This is a genomic window from Bacteroides sp. An322, from assembly GCF_002161765.1.
Lineage (GTDB): Bacteria > Bacteroidota > Bacteroidia > Bacteroidales > Bacteroidaceae > Phocaeicola > Phocaeicola merdavium.
Genome location: NZ_NFIN01000016.1, coordinates 60,594 through 77,433, shown reverse-complemented (window position 1 = coordinate 77,433; position 16,840 = coordinate 60,594). Strand labels below are relative to the sequence as shown.

General features: G+C 49.9%; 10 protein-coding genes. 5 read left to right on the top strand and 5 right to left on the bottom strand.

What is annotated here, in order from left to right; all coding sequences use genetic code 11:
- Positions 1-122 precede the first annotated feature (122 nt).
- Positions 123-1,886 (top strand): hypothetical protein, encoded by a 1,764-nt coding sequence (locus tag B5F91_RS09755; protein ID WP_158099910.1) that lies wholly within the window; start codon positions 123-125, stop codon positions 1,884-1,886.
- Positions 1,887-2,144: 258 nt separating this feature from the next.
- The gene (locus B5F91_RS09750) at positions 2,145-3,014 is read left to right on the top strand and encodes a GLPGLI family protein (protein WP_087428898.1); all 870 of its coding nucleotides are present in this window, start codon (positions 2,145-2,147) and stop codon (positions 3,012-3,014) included.
- 115 nt (positions 3,015-3,129) lie between these two features.
- Here B5F91_RS09750 and B5F91_RS09745 read toward each other — a convergent pair whose 3' ends face one another.
- Positions 3,130-4,869: an ATP-binding protein gene (locus tag B5F91_RS09745; protein ID WP_087428897.1), complete on the bottom strand. Its 1,740-nt coding sequence runs from the start codon at positions 4,867-4,869 to the stop codon at positions 3,130-3,132.
- 275 nt (positions 4,870-5,144) lie between these two features.
- Here B5F91_RS09745 and B5F91_RS09740 point away from each other — a divergent pair, with 275 nt between their 5' ends.
- Positions 5,145-5,948 (top strand): GLPGLI family protein, encoded by an 804-nt coding sequence (locus B5F91_RS09740; protein ID WP_087428896.1) that lies wholly within the window; start codon positions 5,145-5,147, stop codon positions 5,946-5,948.
- Positions 5,949-6,175: 227 nt separating this feature from the next.
- Positions 6,176-8,788, top strand: a complete 2,613-nt coding sequence (locus B5F91_RS09735; RefSeq protein ID WP_087428895.1) for a carboxypeptidase-like regulatory domain-containing protein — start codon at positions 6,176-6,178, stop codon at positions 8,786-8,788.
- Positions 8,789-8,820: 32 nt separating this feature from the next.
- Here the strand turns inward: B5F91_RS09735 and B5F91_RS09730 are convergent, their stop codons facing one another.
- From B5F91_RS09730 to B5F91_RS09715, 4 genes are all read right to left on the bottom strand, one after another.
- A complete protein-coding gene (locus tag B5F91_RS09730) occupies positions 8,821-9,735 on the bottom strand; it encodes a DUF2807 domain-containing protein (protein WP_087428894.1) in 915 nt (304 codons plus the stop codon).
- Positions 9,736-9,955: 220 nt separating this feature from the next.
- Entirely contained in the window at positions 9,956-10,930 is a 975-nt protein-coding gene (locus tag B5F91_RS09725) for a phosphatase PAP2 family protein (protein WP_087428907.1), read from the bottom strand.
- Positions 10,931-11,073: 143 nt separating this feature from the next.
- The gene (locus B5F91_RS09720) at positions 11,074-12,096 is read right to left on the bottom strand and encodes an NAD(P)-dependent oxidoreductase (RefSeq protein ID WP_239416396.1); all 1,023 of its coding nucleotides are present in this window, start codon (positions 12,094-12,096) and stop codon (positions 11,074-11,076) included.
- Positions 12,097-12,264: 168 nt separating this feature from the next.
- Positions 12,265-13,167, bottom strand: coding sequence for a cation diffusion facilitator family transporter (locus tag B5F91_RS09715; RefSeq protein ID WP_087428893.1), 903 nt, complete (start codon positions 13,165-13,167; stop codon positions 12,265-12,267).
- 1,462 nt (positions 13,168-14,629) lie between these two features.
- On the opposite strand from B5F91_RS09715, the gene rnr reads away from it, so the two are divergent.
- Complete coding sequence (gene rnr / locus B5F91_RS09710) at positions 14,630-16,777, top strand: ribonuclease R (protein WP_087428892.1); 2,148 nt, start codon at positions 14,630-14,632, stop codon at positions 16,775-16,777.
- Positions 16,778-16,840: the final 63 nt, after the last annotated feature.

Genomic DNA, 16,840 nt, shown 5'->3' with positions numbered 1-16,840 from the left:
TTGACTTAGCAGCATATGGCTTTTCTTGCAAATTTAGTGGCTTTCATTCCATTAGAAAAGCTGCACCATCGGACTTAACAGATTTTAGTACATTTATCACCACACAGAGAAAAAGAATGCCTATGTTGTCAAGAAACATCCTCCTGCTTGTCCTTTTCCTTGCATCGCTTCTGCCTGCTTGTAAGGAAAAGGATGTCATGCCTGCCGAATTACAAGAAATCAATGAAATGTTAGAAGGCAAGCCGGGCAATCCCTACTACCCATTGAGAGACTACAAACAAAAAGCCCACGAGCAACCCGAAGCCATACGGATGTATTATGACTTCTTGACCATCAAATTCGAGAACCGGCACATGGTGTACGACCGGAGAAGCGAGCTATATCATCACTCCGACAGCCTGATAACAAACGTCTTGCGCTATTACGAAGAGCAAGACGACCGCAAGCTATTACCCGAAGTCTACTATTATGCCGGACGGATATACGCTAAAATGGGCGACGCTCCCTGTGCCTTGGATTATTACCACCAAGCCCTGAACGCCGCCTCTGCCCAAACAGATACCCGGCTCATGCAACGCATCTATTTTCAAATGGGACATCTTTTTTGGTTTCAGAGCGTGTACAACGAAGCCCTAAAGGCACAACTCAAAGCCTTATCGTACAAGCAACTGGCGGCAGACACCCTATCGGAAATATTCATCTTGAAAAGCCTTGGGGGCACCTATGCGGATTTAGGGAAAACCGACAGTGCTTTCTTCTATTACGAAGAAGCCTTGCGGAAGGCGGAAACGATACGCAACGCTTCCTTGGCATTCTACGTAAAAGAAAACATGGCTGCCCTTTACCTGAGCCAAGGCGACTATACACCGGCATGGAACTTATTAGAATCGCCTCCAGCCGATATCGACGAAAGCGTGCGCACCGTGCTCTACCAGCTGAAAGCCCAACTCTATCATCAGACCGGAGAAGCGGATTCCGCCATGCACTACAACCACTTGATAGAAGACAGAGGATCGGTTTACAACAAGCAGAAGGCAAGCTTAGACATGGCAAACATCCTTTCCGGACAAAACCGGTATAAGGAAGCCGCCGGCTATTTCCAACAATACGTTGTTTATACCGACTCCATACAAAAACGCACCCGTACCGAAGCCCTCACCAAGGCACAAGCTACCTACAATTACCAATTACGCGAGCGGGAGAACAACCAACTGAAACTGAAAAACGCCGAGCAGCGCACGCTTATCTTAGTTTACTTATTGGCAGGACTGCTGATAACCGGAGCCGGAACGGCTTATCTGTTCTACCTGCGCAACCTGCGCCGGAAACAGAACGAACGCTTAAACGAATTGGAACGCCAGCGGGAAGACCAGTTCCGCCGAAGCAAAGCATACATAGAACGAAACAATGCCTTGATACAAGACTTGGAAAAGCAATTAGCTTCCACCTCCGACGAGAACTTACAAATGAAGCAACTCCTGCAAATCCAGCAAGAGCAATTGCGCCAACGCAACATCCAGGCGGAAGCCGAAATGCGCGAACAAGAATTAGCTATACAATCATTCCACCGCTCGGACATCTACATCAAGTTTCATCAAGCCGAAGACTTCAGCGAACTATCCGAAGCCGATTGGCTGGTGTTGCATCAGACCATCGACCGCACGTTCAACTCATTCACCAACCGTCTTTACGCCCTCTCTACCCTCGACGAGCGCGAGCTGCGCATCTGCCTCTTAGTGAAAGCCGAGATACAGCCCGCAGGCATTGCTCGCCTGATGGGCAGAGCCAAGTCGACCATCACCTCTGCCCGCAAGAACCTCTTCGAGAAGCTATGCGGCAAGAAAGGCTCGGCAGAAGACTTCGACCGCTTTATCCAAGGCTTCTGAATTTTATAGAACACAGAGACACAGAGGCACAGAGCTTTTAAGCAATTATACTATCTCGTTACGCCGGATTACAAAGAGGAAAGCATTGGCTCCGTATCCTTTGCCTCCTCTAAAATATATTCTCTGCGCTTTTGCGTCTCTGCGTTTTAGAAACAACGAACAAAAACCAAACTGGCATCGAACGAAAACCGAACGGTTTTATCGCTTCCGTTTCATCGGGTTTCCCTACTTTTGCCTCAAACCAAAACAAAAAACACCATGAAACAACTTATCTTTTCATTTCTTGCGCTGTGCTTCCTTACATCCGCACACGCACAAACCGTCGGCTTCACGAAAGAATTAGAGCCGGCTATCTTGCAATGCACATACAAGTGTACAATGAAACTCGATACGTTAGGTACCGATACGAAAACCGACCGGATGATACTTCGCATCGGGCAAAACATCAGCCAGTTTTACTCGTATACGGCTTACCGCACCGATTCGATATGGAAAACGCCCAACGGGAAACGGATTTGGGGTGATGCGATGGTACGTGCCATCCGTTCGAAGAACTACGACCAAATGCCCAATGCCAACATGATTTCGAACGATTACATCTATAAGAACTATCCCGAAGGCAAACTCAGCACGTATGCCCAATTAGGAGTAACAAGCGCATTGATAGAAGAAGACTATACCGGACAAGACTGGACGCTGAAAGACAGCACCAAAACCCTCTTGGGATATCCGTGCCAGCTTGCCACGTGCAGTTACCACGGGAGGGACTATCAGGCATGGTTCACCTCGGAAATAGCGATTGACAACGGTCCGTGGAAGTTCAAAGGCTTGCCCGGACTGATATTGGAAGTGTACGACACAAAAGACCATTATCATTTCTCGATAGAAGGCATAGAGCGGACAAACATCGCCCCCGTATGCTTCTACTATACACTACCCGACCCAAGAGATGCCGAGCGCATCGACCGCATCCGTTTCCTGCAACTCAAGGAAGAAGGCACAGCAGGCGTCCCCGGCTTCATACGGAAAACAGGATTAAGCGGAGGCAAAAAGAAAGACAGGCAGAAGAACGCTCAAGGAGCATACATCGCCTACGACTATATGGAAACCGATTATCACGAACACTAAGAAACTATTTTATATTTCATAGAAAGCAAAGGACACGGAGAAATAAAAAACGTTACGCTTTTGCATCTTTGCGTTTGATTTTCCTAATGCACAGTATGCCTTGGAACACATTCAATCAATTGATTTCTGAACAGTGAGCTATTTCTGCCCCGCGGAACACCACTTGCAACAAATGAAGCTGCGTACCTTGACAGAGCCGTTTTACAATCTTGTCATTGGCGTATTGATGCAATTGCCCGTCGGCTTCCGTGCTCTTTGCCTCCACTTCCGCGTCTGTAGCAGTGGGCTTTACGTATTTCAACTCCAAGATGTAGCTATGCGCAATCTCCGGATAGCGTGCCTTGTCGGGCATCATCAGGAAATCACTGTATCCGCAGTTCAGTTCGATTTCAGGCTCTACGAGGTAAAGGGTATTCAGGGCAAGGTATGCCTTGAAGAACCCTTGCAGGTTGTGCTCGCCCAAGATGCTGTCGCGCACAGATGAGTTCTCCCGGTATGCCTCGGCAATGCGGGTGATTAGAGGCATCCAATCCCCATCAAATGACATCTGGTCCATTTCATCTTGCAGGGCAGTCATGTCTACTCGCGCACTGCGGTTGAAATAGTCCCTCATGAAGCTCCAATACTGTTCTTTCACGCAATTGTTCGGAATTTCCATTTCAATGCGTCTGCCGAGACTCTTTTTCATCGTAAGCAAACCGTAGTAGTAAAGCAGGCTTCGGAAATTGTCATCGTCAGTCACACTCTCGGCAGGGAAAGAGGTTTTCAACGTCATCACAATCGAGCCTGTTGCAGAGATTTCTTCTATCACACTCATACGTTTCTCCTTCAAATTACCACGGTCTATGTCCGCTAACATCTGCAGTTTCTTGTAATCCGTGCGCACGTTCATGTCCACCATTTCTTCAGGAGAACGGTTAAAGGCGACTTGGTGGCGCAAATAGTAGAGCACCATGTCGCAGTTATACAGACGTTCTTCGTCTATGTATTCCTTAGCGAAGCAATAGTTGTTATACCACGGCTTCATCTCCGTAAGCATCGCTTCGATGTCAGCATCGGCACGCAGCTTGCCATAGTCCTTGTAGTATTGGAACATGGTGCGCACGTCCGACTCTGAGAAGCCGAGCATGTAGTTGAACCGCGAGTCTTGCGAGATGTTCCATCCGATGTTATACCCGCTCGTGAGGTCGTCTAAGGTGACGGGAGAAACCCCTATCATAAAGATGCGGGTGAACATTGCCTTGAAAATCTTGAAATACTCACGGTAGAAACCGCTGGCATGGGTCAGGTTGCGGAACACCTCCTTGCCGCCCTCGCTCAAGATTACATTGGTGAAGTTGTCGTATTCGTCGATAATAAGGTAAAGCAAGTATTTCTTGCGGCGTGCTTCGGAATTGATTAACCTTAGTTTGGAAGCAGCATCCCTTTCGGCAAGCACCTTTTCGAAGGTAGACTCATCATAAAAATCCTTATATTGTTTAATAAAAGAATCCAGTTCGGCACAGCAATAGTCATTGAACGTATATTCTAACCTTTCCATACCTGCCCCCGCTAACGAGAAGTCGAAGTAAATCACCTGGAAGGCGTTCTTCAGCGGTGTGGGATGTTCCTTAATCCACAATCCGTCGAACAATGTATCGAAGCAGTCTGCCTTGGCAATGTCATAATACGCCTGCATCATGCTTACGAACACGCTCTTGCCGAAGCGGCGCGGACGGATTAAGAACAAGTACTTGCTTGCACCCTCCAATAAAGGAAGGTACATCGTCTTGTCTACATAATAGAAATTCTCATTCCGCACTTCATCGAAGCGCGCCACTCCGTAAGGAATTCCTTTGACTGCTGCCTTTTCCATACTCTTTTAAGTTCTAAGTTTCCGTATAAGCAAAGATACGGATTTTTTCGAAACAGCCCAACTTGTCAAGCCCATTAATTTCTTGCCATATCAATAGTCCGTTAAGAATCACGACACTCTATGACATTTAAAATGAAAAAGCCGTGTAGGCAACCCTTATCGAACGAAAACCAAACTCGAAAGCCTCTATATCGAACGAAAACCGAACGGTTTTATTCTTTCGCTTCAAGAGGTTTCCCTACTTTTGCCGATGTAAAACTCAAAACATTACAGATATGACCAAACACACATTTCTCACGTTGATGCTGCTCGGCTTCTTGCTTCCGATGCAAGCGCAAATCGAAACCATTACCCAAGTAATCGAACCCGCCCTATTGGAATGCCGGTACAAATGGGTACAGAAAACAGATACATTAGGTACAGGAATTGCCGTAGACACCATGGTTCTGCGCATCGGCAAGAACGTGAGCCAAAGCTATCCGCAATCGACCTTTTTCGGAGATTCATTAGTTAATACTCCTAATGGCGGCGAACTATTCAGTAAATTATTCGATGCTGCACTGGGAGATACAACCGGTACAATACCGATGCCTATGTCAAGAATCATAAACGAATACCATTATAAGAATTATCCGAAAGGCAAACTCACCACATGGGCACCCAGAGCCACGGTTTACCAGATAGAAGAAGATTACGAAAAGCAGGCGTGGACATTAGTGGACGATAGCGTAAAGACCGTATTCGGATACAAATGCCAATTAGCCACCTGTACATTCAGAGGAAGAACATACAAAGCATGGTACACCACCCAGCTTCCCTATTCGGAAGGACCGTGGAAGTTCAACGGCTTGCCCGGGCTGATTACTGAAGTGTATGATACGAAAAACCATTATCATTTTACATTAGTAAGCCTGAAACAAAACAATGTGACACCCGTATGCTTTTACAATATCAGAAGCGAACTTCAGCCTGAAGTGGAAAAAATTGACCGCATTACGTTTTTAAAACAACGGGGAGAATTCCTTTTGGATTATAATAAGCAATACGACTATATGGAAACAGACTATCACGAACACTAAGAGACTATTTTAAATTCTCTCTAATAAATTTGTTTGGCAGGTTATGAGCAAATGCATGATTGAACGGCTCATAATCTGCTCCAAGCTATCTCACTTTTACGTTCTCCGTCCCAAAACCGTACGATTTCCGAACCAAAACCGTACGTTTTTGGGACGGAAACCATAAAAGGATACTATCTAAACCGAGAATATAACTCAAACGTAAACGCAACATTCTTCCCTACCCCATGCGAAACCTTATCTTCTGCCTCTTAGCGATATGCCTTGCCTCTTCCCTCCACGCCCAACCACGGACCTGGGAAGGGAAAGTGACCGATGCCACGAAGCATACTCCCCTGCAAGGCGCGAGCGTCACTCTCTGCAAGGCAGACGGGAAAAGCATCCTTGCCTTCGCCATTACGGACGAGGACGGGACGTTCCACCTCAACGCGGACAGCACCAAAGCCATACAGGCGGTGATACGCTTCTCTTGCTTGGGATATGCCTCTGTGACCCGCCCTGTCCAGCCGCAAGACAAGACGTACCGCATCGCCCTGCAACCCAAAGAAATCCAAATCAAGGAAGTCATCGTGAAAGCTCCGAAGATACGGGCACAAGGGGACACGATTATCTACAACGTGGCACGCTTCTCGAAAGAAGGTGACCGCACCATCGGGGACATTCTGAAGAAGCTGCCCGGCATACAGGTGGCGGACGACGGGAAGATTTCGTACCAAGGCACACCTATCAATAAGTTCTACATCGAAGGCAAAGACTTGTTGGGAGGAAAGTACGGCATCGCCACCAACAGCATCTCCAATCAAGACGTAAATAGTGTAGAGGTAATGGAGAACCACCAGTCCATCAAGGCATTAAGCGGACTAAGCCTTTCGGAGCAAGCCGCCATCAACCTGCGCCTAAAGGAAAACGTGAAGCAACGGTGGATAGGGAACATGAAAGGAGGAGCAGGCATCGCTTCGCCCGCATCGGCACTATGGGAGGCGGAAGGGATAGCCATGCAATTCAACAGGAAATTCCAGTCGCTCAATACCTACAAGACCAACAATACGGGCAAGGACGTGACACGCGAGTTTAAGTCGTTCGACATCAACGTCCTGCGCTACCGCCGCGAAAAGCTAAGCGACTACATACAAATCGTTCCGCCCTCGGTACAGGCATTGACACGCGAACGGGAGCTGTTCAACCGCACTCATCAAGTGACCTCGAACAACCTCTTCCAGTTGAAGAACGGAATGAACGTCACCACCAGCTTAGGATACATCAATCACCGGACTGAATCGGACAAGCAAACCCTAACGGAATATTACCAAGCGGATGCCGACACCACGACCATCCGGGAAGGGGAAAGTTCGCTTTTCAAGCAACAACAATTCTCCTCCGAAGTGCGCATCGAAGCAAACGAAGACACCTATAACCTGACCGAACGCCTGCAAGCGGACTTCAGTTGGCTGGACAAAGCCGACGGAGTAAGCGGAAGCATCCCCAATACGCAAGACGCTTACTCGCCCGACAAGCAACTGACCAACGACCTCTACCTGCTGAAACGCTTCGGGAACAAGTTCATCATCTTTACCTCGTACACCTTCCTGCAAGACCATCCGCAACGGATGAACGTGGTTTACGGAAATGAGGCACGCACCCAACGGATAGAACAACGGAAGCTGTTCTCAGACAATAAGATAGATTATGGATTCGTTATCGGACAAGTGATGGTAAGCCTTGCCGCCGGAGCCAAAGTAATGTGGCGCGACATGGATTCGGAACTGGAGGGCATCACAATAACGGACAATGACGAAGGGAAATCATCGATGAACTACACGCAACTCTACCTCACACCCAAATTAGAATATACGTGGCACCGGCTGAAGACAAGGCTTTCCCTTCCCGTCAACTTCTACCATTATTTATATAAGGAAAAGGCAAACGGACTGGAAAGCCCTTCGACCCGCCTCCTCTTCAACCCCGACCTGTACTTGTCGTATACCCTAAGCGCACACTGGGACATAGACCTTTCGGGCGGAATCACCAGCCGTCCGCTCAACGGCGGCTCTTTCTATCCGGGCTATCTGATGGACTCTTACCGCACACTGATGAAAGGCTATCCGTTGTATGGGCTGAACACTAACAAGTACATTGAGGGCGGCATCTACTACAAACGTACCTTGGACGAGTTTTTTGCCGACTTATCCGTATCGCATAGTTGGATGAGCCTGCCCTACCTGAGCAATCAAGCGTTCGAAGGAGATTTTATCATCGCCTCTTACCAAGAAGGGAAAAACACGGCACGCCAACTGGACGTGAACGGCAATGTATCGAAAGGTTTCGATTTCCTGAATTGCTACATTTACCTGCAAGGAATGTACACCAACCGTCATTCGATGTTAGTGCGGAACGAAGAGCGGATGCCGAACGTACGCTCAATGTGGAGCATCGGACCACGCATCGAAGCGGACCTGACGGAAAAGATTACCCTGCAATACGAATTAAGCTACGGGAAAAGCAAGTTGAGACTGGAAAACGAAGGGAGCGAAATGCAAACCGCATCGATGAAGCAAAGCCTCAGCTTACGGATTACCCCCCTCCCGAAACTCAGCATTCTCCTCAAAGGCGAGCATTTCCGCAACACGGAAACCGATAACCGCAAGCGGGATTTCTTCTTGGCGGATGCCATGGTATCGTATCAACTCTCCAAACGGTGCGACTTGGAGCTAAACGCCACCAACCTATTGGATGAAAGGGAATATGCCTACACCACCTTTACCAATGAAGCCAGCACCGTATCAAGGAGCTACCGCATCCGACCCCGAAACTTGTTGCTCACGGCACGGTTCACATTCTGAGCAATACTTCATCCCAGCGTAGCACTGATTCCTTACAATTTCGACACGCCTTTGATTTTGCCTTCTACACGTGCCGGCTCGCCTTTATAGCGCACGCTTCCCGCGCTCGATACCGAAGTGGAGAGCACTCCGCTCGCGTTGCATTCCACATCACCTGCCGAGCTGGCACGGGCTTCTACGTCTTTCGCAAGCAGGTCTTTGGCATAGATGCTTCCAGCCGAACTGGCACTGAACGATGCGTTCCGGCACGTACCAGCCAGCTTGATGTCGCTCGAAGAACTGGTAGAAGCCTTTACATCGCCCGAACAAGCCATTTCCGCCACGATACAATCTCCTGCCGAACTGGAGTCTATCGTAGCGCCCGTACATTGGACAGAGGTCACTTTGATATCCCCGCTGCTTTGGGTGTCCAAGGAAAGCATGCCGCACGTGATGGTGCCTATCTTGATATCCCCGCTACTGGAGGTGGTCATGCTCAAGTCGCCGCACGCAAGAGACGAAGCGTCAATATCCCCGCTGCTCGATGCTTTCAGGGTGACGGGCTTCGAGGTCTTCAATCCGTTCGCCAAAGTAATGTCCGAAGAGCTGGAGGTAGAGAATGAAGTCACTTCGGGAGCGAACACCCGCACTTCGCACTTGTATCTTCCATTGATAGAAGTATTGCTCTTAAAACCTATCCGCAAAGTCTTACCGTCTTGTTCCACCTTAATGAGCGGAACAATGTTGTCGGGCGCATAGATCTCGGCGTAGGGTGTGCCCGATGCCTGGGTGTAGACCACATCGACCGATGAAGAAGACTTAATCGCTTCAATATCGGATATCGAAACCTTCTCGGTCACGTAATTCTTGCTCGGTTTCACTACGTTTCTTCCTCCGGCGTAGCATCCGGATACGGTAAGCATCATCGCCATAGCGCAAGATGCCAGTGTCATACTCATTTTTTTCATATTCTGATTCGTTTTAATGTTACTCTTTATCCTTTAGACGCAAAGTTACGGGAAAAGTTACAAAAGAAATTGATTTTTATTGAACACAGAGACACGGAGGCACAGAGAAATAAATATAGAAGAGAAGACAAAGTTCACAGAGTCAGTGCTTTTCTTCGTGGACTTTGTCTCCTCTAAAAAATTAAAACTCTGTGCCTCCGTGTCTCTGTGTTCAATAAAATCATCCCATCAGCTTGAATGCCGGGGTGATGAACCAACGCTTGTACATCAGCGTAGCGAGCTGGTAGACGAAGAAAGCGGAGAAGAAGCCTACGAGGGAATCGATGAGGTAATGCGCCTGGATATAGACCGTAGCGCAACACAACAGGACGTAGAACGGCAAGAGGATGTATGCCAACCGCTTGCTCACGCGCCATGCCATAATCATCACGATGGTGGATATGCCTACGTGCGAACTGGGGAAAGCCGCCGTAGGACGCTCGCCCACTTCTTGCGAGGCTTCCACGAGGTTGAAGAAGAAACCTTGGTCGAAGCCCGGACCGGGTATCAGGTAATCGTTCGTATTGAAATAATCGCCGATAGCGGGGAAATCGCACGCGTTCACCTTATCCATGCCGATAGCCGGGAAATAGAACTGGGGACCCGCCACGGGGAGCATGATGTAGATGAAATAATAGATGAAGAACGAGGTGACCAGCACGAAGCAAATCTTCTCGAACCACTCGAAACGCTTCACGAAGTAATACACCACCACAATGAGCATCATCGGATAATAGAAGAAATACCCCATGTTGAACGGCTCGCTAAACCATATCGAAGGGCAGAGCTTGGCGAACTCCACCGAAGGCTGGCACCCGAACAATGCCTGCTCGTTGCTGGCGAAGATGTGGTCGAGGTTCGGGAAAAGGCGGTTGAACTCGAACGTGTCGGGATACCAGTACGCCAAAAGGCTCATCTGCACCACCATGCGGACAAATGCCGTCAAGCGGCACGGAAACGCCTGATAGAGGAATATCAGCGTAAAGGTCAGCACCACGATGCCCGCCCGCTCTAAGAGCATCGTGCCCGGATGATCCATGCGCGTATAGAGCAGCAATATCAAGATGCTGGTCAGCGCGTTATAAATCAGGCTGATAGTCTCTACCGCAAACAGCCCTTTCCCACTCTCTACCCGTTCGAATAAATTTGTCTTCAGATTCATGTAATTTCGTTTATAGGGTGTATAATATAAAACGCAGATTAACACAGATTTCCGCGGATAAAATATTTTCATACAGAAAACGCAAATGAATATAAATAATCTGCGTTAATCCGCGAAAATCTGCGTTTCCTAAAATACTACAACCACCCTTCTTCCTTATACCATTCAATCGTTTCTTTCACTCCTTCTTCCAATAAATAACGGGGCTGGTAGCCTAAATCCCGCTCTAACGGCGTGATGTCGCACCGCCAATTGCGTTGCTTCATGATGCGGTACTTGTCGGGATTGAGCGTCGAGGTCTTGCGTGCAAGCTTCGCCCCGTTCCCTGCCACATACGATATCGCCTTCAGAAGCCACAGGGGGCACGTGAAGCGCACCAGCCACGGATTGCCCAACTCACGGCGTATCAAGTCGGAGAACGTGCGGCTACGGTACACTTGCCCGTCGCTCACGAAATAAGCGCGTCCTGTCACTTCTCGCTCCACCGCCCGATAGATGGCTTCCACCAAGTCCTTTACGTACACGAACGTAAGGTCTTGCCGGCGGAATCCGGCGGAGATGTCCACATGCCGCTTAATGGATTGCGCCATGAGGTAATAATCCCTTTCGCGCGGACCGTAAACGCCCGTAGGGCGGAATATCACCCACGGGAAGCCCTCTAACGAACGGATATATTCCTCGGCATGAAGCTTGCTCACCCCGTATGCCGTGTTGGGCTGAGGGGTGTCGTTCTCAACGATAGGCCTATAGTCCCGCTCATGGATAGGCCCGAACACGCTCAGCGAACTGAGGTACACAAACTGGCTGGGCACCATATCGAGCCGCATCAGCACCTCGATGAAATGGCGCGTAGCCCAGTAGTTGCCTATCTCGAAGTCCGCCTTATCGAGGCACTTGGTCACGCCCGCGCAATGCACGATGCAGTCCCATCCGCCGTGTTCCTCTTTATGCCGTCTCAGCTGGGTTTCCAAGCGGTCGGAGTCGGTAAAGTCAAGCTCTGCGAAACGGATGCGCCTGTCCTGCAAGTACTTCCGGCTGCTGCTCCGGCGCACGCCCGCCCATACCTGCATCCCGCGCTCCAGCCCGCCTTCCACCAAGAAACTCCCGATGAAGCCGCTCGCGCCCGTCACTAATATCTTTTTTCCTTTATCTTTCACCACAGATTACACAGATTATTATAGTCCAACCATTGTAGGGGCGGGGTCTGCCCGCCCGTATGCATCCACGTATATGTATTCGGGCAGGCAAACCCTGCCCCTACAAATGTCCAACCTCTCACCACAGATAATCAAATTGTTTAAATCTGTGTAATCTGTGGTGAAATCCTATCATTTCTCAGGCTCCACATGCACATTGATGTACGTATCCTTCCCGTACTCGTCCCGCAACTTCTGCTCGATGCGGGTGGCACGGTCGTGTGCCTCGCGCAGGGGCATGTTGCCGTCCATGCGGATGTGCAGGTCTATCGCATAGCGGTTTCCGATGCGCCGCGTACGCAGGTGGTGCGGTTGCGACACCCCGTCTACCGAGAGCACCAAGTCGGTGATGCGTTGCTCCACATCGTCGGGAAGCGAACGCTCTAACAGCTCGTCCAGGCACGGTCCCAACTGCTTTATCGCCACCTGAATGATGAAGAAGCTCACGATGACCGCCGCCAAAGGGTCGAGCACCCGCCAGTCTTCGCCTAACAGGATGGCTCCGCCGATGCCCGCCGCGGTCCCGATGGAAGAGAACGCATCGCTCCGGTGATGCCAGGCATTGGCAATGACCGAAGGGCTGTCGTATTTCCTCCCCACCTTCCGCGTGTATTGGAACAGCACTTCTTTCGACACTATCGAGACCAGCGCCGCCCACAAGGCAATCCAGCCCGGCGACTCCAGCGTCTCGCCCCGCAGGAAAGCGTAAATCCGCTCGCCCCCGCTCCACAAGATGCCGATGCCCACCACGAGCAACGCCACTCCGATGAGCAACGTGGCAAAAGTCTCATACTTTCCGTGCCCGTAATCGTGCCCCTTGTCTTCCGGCTTTCCAGAGATACGCACGAATACTAACACAATCACATCGGTGGCAAGGTCGGAAAGGGAATGCACCGCGTCCGCCACCATCGCCGCGCTACGCCCTAATATGCCTGCGGCAAACTTGCACAGCGTCAGCACAATGTTCACTACGCTGCCCGCCAACGTCACCTTGTAGATTTCCCTCCGGCGCAGGGCAGCATCTGTCTCGTTCATAATTGCATCATTCGTTTTACTAAACGCGGGCAAAGATACAGAAATAAATGAAGAATGAAGAATGAGGAATGAAGAATTTATAGTCAATACGTCCGATGACCTGACTTGAAAGCAGGCCGTCTCCCGCATCAGCAACCGCTCTTCCTAAATCTGAATCTGTGGCAACACGGCTCTTCCATTTAACCGTAGGGGCGGGGTCTGCCCGAAGACATCAGCTGCTCTATGTTGTGGGCGCATTCAGGCAGGCAAACCCTGCCCCTACACGTATATTGACAAATGCGGACATCCATTTAGCATTTTTAGTCACGCTGAATTTGCAAATCATTAGTGGTCGGAAGATTTGATAAGGACGGTAAAACCGTCCAACAATACGTAACCGCTGGTGAGCGAAGCGAACCTGCGGTTATTCAACCCTTCCAATCAGGGCTTCGAAGAAGTCCAATCGCACCTTCTATGCGTTATTCGACTTCTTCGAAGCCGATAAGTAAGGAGCATTCTTGTCCGCAGGTTCGCTTCGTTCACCAGCGGTTACGTATCATTGAGCCTTTTCAAGGCTCTTTTTTTATGTCAAGTACATCCCAAAATCTTCCGACCACTCGTGATTACAAATCCAGCATGACAAACACAGAGGGGTGTTTATCGGATAAATACCCCTCTGTGTTTGTCATGCTGAACGGAGTGAAGCATCTCAGATGCGTCCACGTGGATGTACATGAGATCCTTCGCTTTTGCTCAGGATGACATTATACTATTCTGTGGCAATGAATTACTCCGCTAAGTTACGAAAAAGTTTTGAATTATGCAATACCCTGAGGCATCGGTTTGCGCGGCGCGGTGCAACTATTTCTTTCATGTATGCAATTGCATGGTATGATTTATGCATATATATTCAGATTATCCGTTACGGCGTTACAGTATTACAGATTACAGTTAGGTGAAATCAGTTTTTCTTAGAGACAAAAGACAATAACGGAATAACAATAACAAAATAACAATAACATTTAATGACAAATCGGTTTTTAAGCTGGCTGCTCTAATGTGCGTGAGTAAAACAATTATATATTATATATAAATATATAATTGTAATAGTTCTTCTTTGCCTGATTTTCATTTCACAAAAACATTATTGTTATTTTGTTATTGTTATTCCGTTATTGCTATCGACCTAACTGTAATCTGTAATACTGTAACGCATAACGCTTTTCCAACAACGGCAACATGCACTTATCTCGCACAGAAACAATACGTTACACATTAATTAATCAAAACAAGCCCAACCCGTTAACAGATTTTTACGTTCACCCGCTCCAAATCCATTGCCAATTGCCGAAAAGGTGGTATCTTTGACATGGAATGAAAAATCTGTGGCAAAGGATGAACAATATTCCATTTATTTTCTTTACTTTGTAGGAGAAACAAACGAAGGGCAACGTTTTTTGCTCCGACACTAAAGAATACGACTATGGCTAAGAAGAAAAAAGAAAAGAAAGGCGGCAAGCGCATGAAGAAGCGCGAACTCGCCGAGCTGATTGTCAGCTACTTCCAGTTAAGGCCGACACAAGCATTCAGCCTGAAACAACTGTTCGGCGGGCTGAAGCTGACTACACACCCTCTGAAAATGCTCTGCAACGACATCGTAGAGGAAATGACAGAAGACGGATTCCTGACCGAACCGGAAAAGGGACATTATAAGCTCAACGACAAGGGACAGATACTGACCGGAACCTTCCAGCGCAAGAGCAACGGCAAGAACACCTTCACGCCCGACGAGGGAGGAACGCCCATCTTCATCGCCGAACGCAACTCGGCGCACGCCATGAACGGCGACCGGGTGCGCGTAGCCCTCTGCGCACGGCGCAAGCGCAAAGCCCCCGAAGGCGAAGTAATCGAGGTATTGGAACGCGCCAAGACCACCTTCGTAGGCACGCTGAAAGTAACGAAGAACTATGCCTTCCTGCTCACCGAGTCGAGCACATTGGCAAACGACATCTTCATTCCGAAGGAGAAGCTGAAAGGCGGAAAGAACGGCGACAAGGCGGTGGTGCGCATCACCGAATGGCCCGACGAGGCGAAGAACCCCTTCGGCGAGGTGATAGACGTATTGGGCAAGGCAGGCGACAACACCACCGAGATGCACGCCATCTTGGCGGAATACGGGCTGCCCTACACCTATCCCGCCACGGTGGAAGCCGCAGCCGAGAAGCTATCGGCGGAAATCACCCCCGAAGACTATGCCGAGCGTGAAGACTTCCGCGGCGTGACCACCTTCACCATCGACCCCAAGGACGCCAAGGACTTCGACGACGCCCTCTCTATCCGCCCGCTGAAGCCCGGACTGTGGGAAGTAGGCGTACACATCGCCGACGTGTCGCACTACGTGAAAGAAGGCAGCGCCATCGACAAGGAAGCCGTGAAGCGAGCCACCTCGGTGTACCTCGTAGACCGCACCATCCCGATGCTGCCCGAACGCCTGTGCAACTTCATCTGCTCGCTCCGCCCCGATGAAGAAAAGCTCGCCTACTCGGTCATCTTCAACCTGAACGACCAAGCCGAGGTGAAAGACTACCGCATCCGCCACACCGTCATCAAATCGGACCGCCGCTTCACCTACGAAGAAGCGCAAGCCATCATCGAGACCGGCACGGGCGACTTTAATTACGAGATACTGGAACTGAACCGCCTCGCCCAGCAGCTCCGCGCACGCCGCATGGCGGCAGGCTCGATTGACTTCGACCGTGTGGAAGTGAAATTCGAGATAGACGAAAAAGGCAAGCCGCTGAGCGTGTATTTCAAGGAATCGAAGGAAGCGAACAAGCTGATAGAAGAGTTCATGCTGTTGGCAAACCGCACCGTAGCGGAACACGTGGGCAAGGTGCCCAAGAACAAGAAGCCGAAAGTATTGCCCTACCGCATCCACGACCTGCCCGACCCGATGAAATTAGAGAACCTGAACCAGTTCATCGCCCGCTTCGGCTACAAGATACGCACGGGCGGGACGAAGACCGAAGTGTCGCGCTCGCTCAACCGCCTGCTGAGCGACGTATCGGGCAAGAAGGAGCAGAACCTCATCGAAACGGTATCGCTCCGCGCCATGCAGAAGGCACGCTACTCTATCCACAACATCGGGCACTACGGCTTGGCGTTTGACTATTACACCCATTTCACCTCGCCCATCCGCCGTTATCCCGACCTGATGGTGCACCGCCTCCTCACCCGCTACGAAGCCGGAGGGCGCACCGCCCAAGCCGACAAGTACGAAGAACTGTGCGACCATAGCTCCGCCATGGAACAGACCGCCGCAAGCGCCGAACGCGCCTCTATCAAGTACAAGCAGGTAGAGTTTATGGGCGAACGCATCGGAAACGTGTACGAAGGCGTCATCTCGGGCGTGACTGAGTGGGGCATCTACGTGGAAATCAACGAGAACAAGTGCGAAGGCATGGTAGGCATGCGCGACTTGGGCGACGATTACTACGAGTTCGACGAGAAGAACTATTGCCTCATCGGACGCCGCCATCACCGCAAGTTCAGCTTAGGCGACCCGGTAAAAATCAAGGTAGCCCGCGCCAACTTAGAGAAGAAACAGCTCGACTTCGTGCTGGCGGAGTGAGAGGAGAGTTGAAAGCCCGCGTTTTACCCCAATCCCTGTAGGGGCAGGGTTTGCCTGCCCGAA